Consider the following 9926-nt stretch of genomic DNA (forward strand, 5'->3'; position numbering starts at 1 on the left):
GCACGCCGGGCCCGTCGCTCAGGTCTGCTCGTCCCGCAGCGCGTACAGCCCCGGGAGGTTGACGACGATCGCCTCCTGGGTGCTGCGGGCGATGACCACCACCGCCTCCTCGGCGGGGTCGGGGTTCTCCTCGCGGTGGGGAACGTACGGGGGTACGAAGACGTAGTCACCCGGGGAGGTGCGCAGCCGTACCTCTTCGGGGCGGTCGCCGGTGTCGTCCAGGAAGACGAACTCGGGGTGGCCGCTGACCACGTAGATCGCGGTCTCGGACGCCCCGTGGTGGTGGTCGGAGGAGGCGGTGGCGGGGGCGACGTGGGTCTGCCCCATCCAGAGTTTCTCCGAGCCGACGGTCCTTCCGCTGACGGCGGCGAACCGGCGCATGCCGGTGCTCTGCGCGGTGTCCGCGTCGAGGGCGTCGGCGCGGACGTGGTGCAGACGGGTGCGCGGGGGCGCCGCCGCGGAGGCGTCGTCGAGGTGCGGGTGGAAGCCCTCGCCGGGGTTCGTCAGCGGCTCGCTCATGACGAGGACGCTAGTGCATCCCGGCGGACGTGGCCGGGTGCCGCTCAGTCCGGGTGCGGGCCGTGGACGTACTCCGTCGCGGCGTCCAGCAGCCAGTCCGTGAGATAGCCCGCGAAGGAGGAGCGGACCAGCACCCAGAATCCGGTTCCGGGTTCGTCGCGGGCGATCAGGACGACCTGGGTGCGGGCCAGCGTGGTCTGGGCGCAGCGGCCCGGAGTGAAGGCGCGCGGGTGGAGGTCGAGGGAGCAGCCGTGCGACAGCAGGTCGCGGGCGCGGGGGCCGGCGACGAGGAGGGTGGTGCGCTGGGCGGAGACATCGGTGACGGACACCGGCTCGTCACCGGCGGCCTCGCGGACGCGGGCCGCCAGGTCCCGTTGGGTGCCGGGCGGCCCCACCAGCAGCCATTCGTCGGGCCCCAGCCACAGCGCGGTCGACTCCCCTGCGCGTACGACCGTGTTGGGCTCCAGGGGGAGCTGGAGGCCCAGGGCGAGACCGACCGCGTCCGCCGCTGCTCCCTTGGCGTCCAGCCGGACGTCGAGCTGGGCCAGGAAGGGGAGTTCGGCCAGCCGGACCGCGCCGCCGGAGGCACGGGTCGCTGCGGCCAGCCGGCCGGCCGCGTGCGACAGGGGGCTGCGCGGCGGGGCGGTGAGTGCGGTGTCAGCCATCTCGACGGGCTCCCTCGGGATCGTAGAGGACGGGGCCGGCGACGGTCACCGGGAGCAGCCGGTCGCCGACGGGGGCGTAGAGCCGTTCGCCGACGCGTTCGCGCCCGCCCTTGATCAGGGCGAGGGCGAAGGTGCGGCCCAGGGCGGCGCTGCGGTAGCTGGAGGTGACGTGGCCCAGCATGGGCACGGGCGGGGCGGGCAGCACACTGTGGGCGACCAGGTGGGTGCCCTCGGGGAGGAAGGCGGCCGGGTCCTCGGGGAGCAGGCCGACCAGGTGCTTGCGGTCCGGGCGCAGAGTGTCGGCGCGCGCGAAGGAGCGCTTGCCGATGAAGTCCGGCTTCTTCTTCGACACCGCCCAGCCCATGCCGAGGTCCTGCGGGGTGACCGTGCCGTCGGTGTCCTGCCCGATGATCGGGTAGCCCTTCTCGGCGCGCAGCACGTGCATGGTCTCGGTGCCGTACGGGGTGATGCCGTAGGGGGCTCCGGCCTCGTACAGCGCCTCCCACAGGGCGAGGGCCGCCCAGGGGGACACGTTGATCTCGTAGGCGAGTTCACCGGAGAAGCTGATCCGGCAGACCCTGGCCTCGATTCCGGCGACGGTCGTCTCCCGCCAGGCCATGAAGGGGAAGTCGTCGTTGGCGACGGCGAGTTGGGGTGCGAGCGAGCCCAGCACCGCGCGGGACTCCGGGCCCACCAGGGCGACCGTGGCCCACTGTTCGGTGACGGACGTGCAGTGGACGCGCAGCTCCGGCCACTCGGTCTGCAGCCACTCCTCCATCCAGTCCAGTACGGCGGCCGCGTTGCCGGTGGTCGTGGTGACCAGGAAGCGGTCCGGAGCGAGGCGGATGACGGTGCCGTCGTCGAACACCATGCCGTCCAGCCGGCACATCACGCCGTAGCGGATCATGCCGACCTTCAGGGTGCTCATCATGTTGGTGTAGAGCCGGTCGAGGAAGACGGCCGCGTCCGGGCCCTGGACGTCGATCTTGCCGAGGGTGGAGGCGTCCATGAAGGCGACGCCCTCCCGGGCGGCCGCGCACTCGCGCAGCACGGCCGACTCCATGTCCTCGCCGTCCTGCGGGTAGTACCAGGGCCGCTTCCACTGGCCGACGTTCTCGAACAGGGCGCCGTGCTCAACGTGCCACTGATGCAGGGCGGTTGTGCGGATCGGGTCGTGCAGGGCGCCCCGGTCGCGGCCGGCCAGGGCGGCGAAGGAGACGGGGGTGTAGGGGGGACGGAAGGTGGTCGTGCCGAGGGCGGAGACGTCCACGCCGAGCAGTTCGGCGACCACACCGCCGGCCAGGACCCCGGAGGTCTTGCCCTGGTCGTTCGCGGTTCCGGCCGTCGTGTAGCGCTTGGTGTGCTCGACCGAGCGCATGCCGGCCCCCGTCGCCCGCGCCAAGTCGTCGACGGTGACGTCCCGTTGGAGGTCGACGAAGCGGGGGGCGCCCTCGCGGCCGGGGACGGTGAAGACCTGCATGGGCGGGGTCGGCCGCGGCTCGGCGGGCACCTGCGGCAGGCGCGGAGTCGCGGGCGTGTGGCCCTCGGCCTCGACGGCGCGGGCTCCGGCGGCGGCGCCCTGCGCGAGGACGCCGGCCAGGTCGAGGACACCGCTCGCGCTGCCCGCGACCTCGACGGCCTGACGGCAGGTGTCGGGGACGAACGTCCCGAGTGCCTCGTCGTGGCGGAGCTTGCCGCCCGCCTGGCTGAACAGGTGCGCCACGGGATTCCACCCGCCGGAGACCAGCAGCAGATCGGCGGCGAACTCCCGCTGTCCCGTGCTCGTTCCGTACGGGGCGACGGTCACCGAAGTCAGCCGCGCCTCACCCTCCGTGCCGGTGACCGCGTGCCCGGGAAGCACCTCGATGCCGGCCGCGCGCGCACGCTCCGCCCACTCCCCCGGCTCCGGGCGCGTGTCCACGATCGCCGTGACGGCCACACCGGCCCGGTGCAGGTCCAGGGCCGCCGCGTACGCGCTGTCGTTGGTGGTGAGGACGACCGCGTGCCGGCCGGGCAGAACGCCGTGGCGGTTGAGGTACGTACGCGCCGAGGCGGCCAGCATCACACCGGGGCGGTCGTTGTCGGCGAACGCGAGGGAGCGCTCGTGGGCGCCGGTGGCCAGGACGACGCGGCGGGCGCGGATGCGGTGGACGCGTTCGCGGGAGACGTGCTCGGGGGCGTCGGCGCCGAGGTGGTTGGTGCGGCGCTCGACGGCGAGCAGGTGGTTGTCGTCGTAGTAGCCGAAGACGGTGGTGCGCCGCAGGACCCGGACGTCGGGGGCGGCGTCGAGGAGTGCGGCCGTCTCGCCGAGCCAGTCGGGGAGTTCACCGGTGCCGAGGAGACTGCCGCCGAGCTCGGGCCGGTCGTCGGCGAGGATGACGCGGGCGCCGGTGCCCGCGGCGGCCGCCGCTGCCGCGAGGCCGGCCGGGCCGGCGCCGACGATCAGCAGATCGCAGTGCGCGTGTACGGCGTCGTAGCGGGCCGGGTCCAGTTCGGTGGCGAGGCGGCCCTGGCCGGGGAGGCTGGTCGCCACCAGGCCGTCGTACAGCTCGACCGTCGTGGCGGGGAGCATCGGCTCGGGGAACGGGGCCTCGATCTGGACGACCGCATTGGGTTCTTCCGGGCCGGCGGAGAAGATGCCTCGGGGGCGGCCGAGCTTGATGCTGGTGCCGGCCTGGATGACGCCGTTCGCGAGGAGGGCGGAGGCGAGGGTGTCGCCTTGTACGCCCTGGTATTCGGTGCCGTCGAAGGTGAAGGTGAGGGTTCGCTTTTGGGCGCGGTTGCGTGCTGGGGGCTCCGCCCCCAGACCCCCGATCGGCCCTGAAGGAGCCTCGTCCTCAAGCTCCCCCAGAGGGGGCACCCCCGGACGGGCTGAGGATGCTGGATGCGGCTGAGACGTGGAGGGGCGTCCCCCTACCGCCTCCGGGCGCTCCTCCCCCGCCCGGTAGACGGCCAGGATCTCGTTCGTCGACGTGTCCCGTACCGCGTTGAACCAGCGGCGGCAGCCCGCCGCGTGGGACCAGCGCTCCGCGAAGGGGCCCTTGGGGTTGGCGCGGAAGAAGAGGTACCTGGCCCACTCCTCGTCGGTGAGGGACGCCGGGTTCTCCGGGTACGGCACATGGGCCTGGCCGCCGTAGTGGAACTCGGCCTCGTCGCGCGGTCCGCACCACGGGCAGGGGATGAGCAGCATGTCGTTCGGCTCCCTTGAGGATCCCTAGTGGGCCACCGCGGCCGCGCCGTGCTCGTCGACGAGCGCGCCGGTGGTGAAACGGTCGAGCGAGAAGGGGGCGTTGAGGGGGTGGGGCGTGTCGTGGGCGATGGTGTGGGCGTAGACCCAGCCGACGCCCGGGGTGGCCTTGAAACCGCCCGTGCCCCAGCCGCAGTTGAGGTAGAGGTTGTCCACCGGGGTGAGACCGACGATCGGTGAGGCGTCGGGGCTGACGTCGACGATGCCGCCCCAGGTGCGCAGGACGTGGGCGCGGGCGAAGACCGGGAACAGCTCCAGCGCCGCGGACATCTGCTCCTCGATGATGTGGAACGCGCCGCGCTGCGTGTAGGAGTTGTACGCGTCGATGCCCGCGCCCATCACCAACTCGCCCTTGTGCGCCTGGCTGACGTACACGTGGACCGCGTTGGACATGACGACGGTCGGGTGGACCGGCTCCAGCAGTTCCGACACCAGCGCCTGCAACGGGTGGCTCTGGAGCGGGAGTTCGATGCCGGCCATGGCGGCGAGGACGGAGGTGTGGCCCGCCGAGCAGAGCGCGACCTTGCCCGCGGCGATCGGGCCGAGGCTGGTCCGCACGCCCACCACCCGGCCGCCGACCACGTCCAGGCCCGTCACCTCGCAGTTCTGGATGATGTCGACGCCGGCCGCGTCCGCCGACCGGGCCAGGCCCCAGGCCACGTGGTCGTGCTTGGCGATGCCGGCGCGCGGCTGGTAGGTGCCGCCGAGGACCGGGTAGCGGACGTCGGGTGAGGTGTTCACGATCGGGCAGACGTCCTTGACGCCGTCCGCGTCCAGCCATTCCGCGTCGACGCCGTTGAGGCGGTTGGCCTCGACGCGGCGCACGCTGTCGCGGACGTCCTGGAGGCTGTGGGCCAGGTTGAGCACGCCGCGCTGGGAGAAGAGGATCGGGTAGTCCAGCTCCTCGGCCAGGCCCTCCCAGAGCTTGAGGGCGTGCTCGTAGATGCCGGCGCTCTCGTCCCACAGGTAGTTGGAGCGGATGATCGTGGTGTTGCGGGCCATGTTGCCGCCCGCCAGCCAGCCCTTCTCCAGCACGGCGACGTTGGTGATGCCGTGGTTTTTCGCCAAGTAGTGGGCGGTGGCCAGGCCGTGTCCGCCGCCGCCGACGATGACGACGTCGTACGAACGCTTCGGCTCGGGCGTGCGCCACAGCCAGTCGGGGTGTTCGGGGAGCTCGGCGCCGGGGGTGCGGGGGCTCATCGGGCGTCTCCGTTGTCGGACAGGTGCGGATAGAGCGGGTGCTTGGCGGCCAGCGCCTCGGTGCGGGCGCGCAGGGCGGCCACGTCGGGTTCCGGCTGGAGCGCGAGGGCGATGACGTCCGCCACCTCGGCGAAGTCCTCCTCGGTGAAGCCCCGGGTGGCGAGGGCGGGGGTGCCGATGCGCAGGCCCGAGGTGACCATGGGCGGGCGCGGGTCGAAGGGGACGGCGTTGCGGTTGACGGTGATGCCGATCTCGTGGAGCAGGTCCTCCGCCTGGCGGCCGTCCAGCGGGGATTCGCGGAGGTCGACGAGGACCAGGTGGACGTCGGTGCCGCCGGTGAGCACCTTCACGCCCGCGGCCGTCGCGTCCGGCCGGGTCAGACGCTCGGCGAGGATGCGGGCTCCGGCGAGGGTCCTCGCCTGCCGCTCGGCGAACTCCGGTGACGCGGCGACCTTGAAGGAGACCGCCTTCGCCGCGATGACGTGCTCCAGCGGGCCGCCCTGCATGCCGGGGAACACCGCCGAGTTGATCTTCTTGGCGAGGTCGGCGTCATTGGTGAGGATCACTCCGCCGCGCGGGCCGCCGAGGGTCTTGTGGGTGGTGGTCGTCGTGACGTGGGCGTGCGGTACGGGGTTCGGGTGCAGGCCCGCCGCGACCAGGCCGGCGAAGTGGGCCATGTCGACCATCAGCAGGGCGCCGACCTCGTCGGCGATCCGGCGGAAGGCCGCGAAGTCCAGGTGCCGGGGGTAGGCCGACCAGCCCGCGATGATCATCTTGGGGCGGTGTTCCTTGGCGAGGCGCTCGACCTCGCCCAGGTCGATGAGGTTGTCGGACTCGGAGACGTGGTAGGGCACGACGTTGAGCATCTTGCCGCTGTAGTTGATGCGCATGCCGTGGGTGAGATGGCCGCCGTGCGCGAGGTCGAGGCCGAGGACGGTGTCGCCGGGCTGCAACAGGGCGAAGAACACGGCGGTGTTGGCCTGGGCGCCGGAGTGCGGCTGGACGTTGGCGAACCCGGCCCCGAACAGGGACTTGATCCGTTCGATCGCCAACCGCTCGGTGACGTCGACGTGTTCGCAGCCGCCGTAGTAGCGGCGGCCGGGGTAGCCCTCGGCGTACTTGTTGGTGGCGACCGAGCCCTGGGCCTCCATCACGGCGGTGGGCGCGAAGTTCTCGGAGGCGATCATCTCGAGGGTGGACTGCTGGCGGTGCAGCTCGGCCCTCAGGGCCGCGTGGACCTCGGGGTCCAGCTCCGCCAGGGGGGTGTTCAGCGCGTTCATACGGCGTTCGCGTTCCTCTCGGCGGCCTCGACGACGTTGGCGAGCAACATCGCCCCGGTCATGGGGCCCACGCCCCCGGGCATCGGCGCCCAGCGCTCCGCGGGATGGGCCGCGACAGCCGGTCGGGCGGCAGCGGCGCCATCGTGGCTGGTCGCGCCCCGGGCGCAGTCCCGGTGCTTGCCGGCGGCGTAGGCATGGCTGCCCGGGGCGTCACCGACGAGAACGGTGCCGAGGCCGGGGGGACGGCTCCCGGTGGCGGTCGGTTTGGCCACCCGCTCGGCGAATTCACGGCGGATGTCGGCCGCGGTCGCCCTGCCGTCGAGGAGTTGTGCGGTCACCGGTGGTGCTCCTTGTCCTGGACGGCTAACCACGGAGACGGGACATCGTCGGGTCGAACAACGGCTCCTCGGCGACCACGGCCTCCACGCGCTGGTCGAAGTACCCGATGTGCAGCACCGTCCCCGGTGCGGCCAGCTCCGTCGGGAGCCAGGCGTACGCGATCCCCTTGCCGATCGTGTAGCCGTACGCCGCGCTGGTGACGTAACCGACGGCCCGCTCGCCGTCGTACACCGGCTCCTTGCCGAGGACGACCGACCGCGGGTCGTCGATGGTGAGGCAGGTCAGCCTGCGCCCCACGTTCTCCTTGCGGTGCAGCAGCGCCGCCTTGCCGATGAAGTCCGGCTTGTCGAGCTTGACGGCGAAGTCCACGCCCGCCTCGTACGGGTCGTGCTCGTAGGTCATGTCGGTGCCGAAGGAACGGTAGCCCTTCTCCAGGCGCAGGCTGTTGAAGGCGCCGCGGCCGGCGATGACGCCGCCGAGCGGTTCGGCCGCCGCCCACAGCGTGTCCCAGAGCTTCTCGCCGAGGTCGGCGGTGGTGTACAGCTCCCAGCCGAGCTCACCGACGTACGACAGGCGCATGGCGGTGACCGGGACGGAGCCGATGTGGGCGCGTTTGGCGCGGAAGTACTTCAGCCCGTCATTGGAGAAGTCCTCGTCCGTCAGCGGCTGCAGGACCTTGCGGGCCAGCGGCCCCCACAGGCCGATGCAGCAGGTGCCGGGCGTGATGTCGCGGACCTGGACCGTGCCGTCGGCCGGCAGGTGGCGGGTGAACCAGTCGAGGTCGAGGTTGCCGTTGGCGCCGACCTGGAACAGGTCGCGGGCCAGCCTCGCCACCGTGATGTCGCTGCGGATGCCGCCGTCGTGGTCGAGGAGGAGCGTGTACGTCACCGAGCCGACCGACTTGGCGACCTTGCCGGTGACCAGCCGCTCCAGGAAGTCGGCGGCACCGGGGCCGCTGACCTCCAGGCGCTTGAGGGCGGTCATGTCGTACAGGGCGACCGTCTCACGGGTGGCCTGGGCCTCGGCACCGACGATCGGCGACCAGTACCGCGCCGCCCAGTCGTTGGGGGTGGGGATGGAACGGCCTTCCACCAGGCGGGCGTTGGCCTCGTACCACTGCGGCCGCTCCCAGCCGTTCGCCTCCAGGAAGAACGCGCCGTGCTCCTGCTGGCGGGTGTGGAAGGGGCTCTTGCGGATCGGGCGGGGCTTACCGCTCGGCTGCAGCGGGTGGAGGATGTCGTAGACCTCGACGAAGTTCTGGCAGTCGCGGGCCAGGACGTACTCGGGGGTCAGCTGGTGCGGTTCGAAGCGGTTGACGTCGCACTCGTGCAGGTCGAAGGACGAGCAGTGGCCGTCGACCAGCCACTCGGCCATCGCCCGGCCGACGCCCGCGGAGTGGGTGACCCAGACGGCCTCGGCGACCCAGAAGCCCTTGACGTCGGGGGACTCGCCGAGCAGCGGAAAGTTGTCGGTGGTGAAGGAGAAGAGGCCGTTGATGCCCTCCTCGATCTTGGCGTCCTGGGTCGCGGGGAGCAGGGACTGGGTCTCGGTCCACGCGGGCGCGAAGTCCTCCTCGGTGAACTTCAGCACCGAGGGCATCTGGTCGGCCGCGTCCACGGAGAGGATGTCGTCCGCCGAGATCGGCATGGGGCGGTGGCCGTAGTAGCCGATGCCGATGCCGTCGAAGCGGTCGCGGTAGTAGAGGTCGGCGTCCTGGTGGCGCAGGATCGGGCGGACCGCCTCCTCGGTCTGGCCGGCGAGGGCGGGAATGGGGCCGGTCCAGGCTAGCTGGTGGGCGAGCGGGGTCAGCGGGAGGTTCATGCCCGCCATGCGGGCGATCCTGGGGCCCCAGATGCCGGCGCAGCACACGACGATGTCGGCTTCGAGATCGCCGTGGTCGGTGCGGACGCCGGTGACCTCGCCGTCGGCCTGGAGGACGTCGAGGACCTCGTGGCGGGCGAGGAAGCGTACGCCGCGCTCGGTGGCCCGGCGGATCTGGGCCTCGACCGCGAGGACGGCCTTGGCCAGGCCGTCGGTGGGGACCAGGAGGCCGCCGAGGACCTTGTCACGGTCGACCAGGGGGTGCTGCTCGACGCACTCGTCGGGGGTCAGCAGGCGGGCCTCGACGCCCCAGGCGGTGATCCAGCCATGACGGCGGTGCAGTTCCGTGAGGCGCTCGGGGGTGGTGGCCACTTCGAGGCCGCCGACCTGCAGGAAGCAGGGCTTGCCGTCTACGTCGAGGGAGCAGAACTTCTCGACGGTGTAGCGGGCCAGCTCGGTCATGGTCTTCGACGAGTTCGTCTGGAAGACCAGGCCGGGAGCGTGCGACGAGGATCCTCCGGTGGCCGGGAGGGGGCCCTGGTCGACCACGGTCACTTCGGTCCAGCCTCGTGCGGAGATCTCGTCCGCGAGGGCCGCACCCACGACGCCCGCTCCGATGATCACCACTCGGGGTCCCGCCATCGCCGCACCTCCGAAATCAAACCGGTCAGTTGCTGCCTACGCAACACGATTCAGGTTGCGCAACTCAGCGTGCCTGCCGTCGGGAGGGGGTGTCAAGGGGTCCACGACGCCGGAAAAGGGCCCGTCACGGAATCAGAACCTCCTCGCGGAGCAGCGGCGCTCCCTGATCCTGGACGAGGTGCGGCGCCGGGGCGGGGTTCGTGTGAACGAGCT

At 71.9% G+C, this 9926-nt stretch carries 6 protein-coding genes and 2 pseudogenes; all 8 read right to left on the bottom strand.

Going from position 1 to position 9926, the window contains the following annotated elements; genetic code table 11:
• Positions 1-18: 18 nt before the first annotated feature.
• Positions 19-519: a cupin domain-containing protein gene (locus tag ACWCQ1_RS04875; protein WP_358599800.1), complete on the bottom strand. Its 501-nt coding sequence runs from the start codon at positions 517-519 to the stop codon at positions 19-21.
• 44 nt (positions 520-563) lie between these two features.
• Entirely contained in the window at positions 564-1184 is a 621-nt protein-coding gene (locus ACWCQ1_RS04880; RefSeq protein ID WP_358599797.1) for a sarcosine oxidase subunit gamma, read from the bottom strand.
• Positions 1177-4374: a sarcosine oxidase subunit alpha family protein gene (locus ACWCQ1_RS04885; RefSeq protein ID WP_451025863.1), complete on the bottom strand. Its 3198-nt coding sequence runs from the start codon at positions 4372-4374 to the stop codon at positions 1177-1179. Before ACWCQ1_RS04885 ends, ACWCQ1_RS04880 begins: the two co-directional genes overlap by 8 nt.
• 24 nt (positions 4375-4398) lie before the next feature.
• Positions 4399-5631, bottom strand: coding sequence for a sarcosine oxidase subunit beta family protein (locus ACWCQ1_RS04890; RefSeq protein ID WP_133045079.1), 1233 nt, complete (start codon positions 5629-5631; stop codon positions 4399-4401).
• On the bottom strand, positions 5628-6911 hold the full coding sequence (glyA, locus tag ACWCQ1_RS04895) for a serine hydroxymethyltransferase (protein ID WP_358599790.1): 1284 nt from the start codon (positions 6909-6911) through the stop codon (positions 5628-5630). Before glyA ends, ACWCQ1_RS04890 begins: the two co-directional genes overlap by 4 nt.
• Positions 6908-7003 (bottom strand): annotated as a pseudogene (locus ACWCQ1_RS04900) (bifunctional methylenetetrahydrofolate dehydrogenase/methenyltetrahydrofolate cyclohydrolase); the annotation flags it as partial. The pseudogene ACWCQ1_RS04900 and the gene glyA, both read right to left, overlap by 4 nt.
• A 66-nt stretch (positions 7004-7069) precedes the next feature.
• Positions 7070-7249, bottom strand: a pseudogene (locus ACWCQ1_RS04905) (tetrahydrofolate dehydrogenase/cyclohydrolase catalytic domain-containing protein); the annotation flags it as partial.
• 25 nt (positions 7250-7274) lie between these two features.
• Positions 7275-9713, bottom strand: a complete 2439-nt coding sequence (locus ACWCQ1_RS04910; RefSeq protein WP_451025864.1) for a GcvT family protein — start codon at positions 9711-9713, stop codon at positions 7275-7277.
• Positions 9714-9926 lie beyond the last annotated feature (213 nt).

The sequence above is a fragment of the Streptomyces sp. NPDC002144 genome (assembly GCF_053593695.1).

Bases quoted from the DNA above. Each gene is read 5' to 3' on its own strand.
- ACWCQ1_RS04875 (WP_358599800.1), bottom strand. From the start codon at position 519: ATGAGCGAGCCGCTGACGAACCCCGGCGAGGGCTTCCACCCGCACCTC.
- ACWCQ1_RS04880 (WP_358599797.1), bottom strand. From the start codon at position 1,184: ATGGCTGACACCGCACTCACCGCCCCGCCGCGCAGCCCCCTGTCGCAC.
- ACWCQ1_RS04885 (WP_451025863.1), bottom strand. From the start codon at position 4,374: ATGCTGCTCATCCCCTGCCCGTGGTGCGGACCGCGCGACGAGGCCGAG.
- ACWCQ1_RS04890 (WP_133045079.1), bottom strand. From the start codon at position 5,631: ATGAGCCCCCGCACCCCCGGCGCCGAGCTCCCCGAACACCCCGACTGG.
- glyA (WP_358599790.1), bottom strand. From the start codon at position 6,911: ATGAACGCGCTGAACACCCCCCTGGCGGAGCTGGACCCCGAGGTCCAC.
- ACWCQ1_RS04910 (WP_451025864.1), bottom strand. From the start codon at position 9,713: ATGGCGGGACCCCGAGTGGTGATCATCGGAGCGGGCGTCGTGGGTGCG.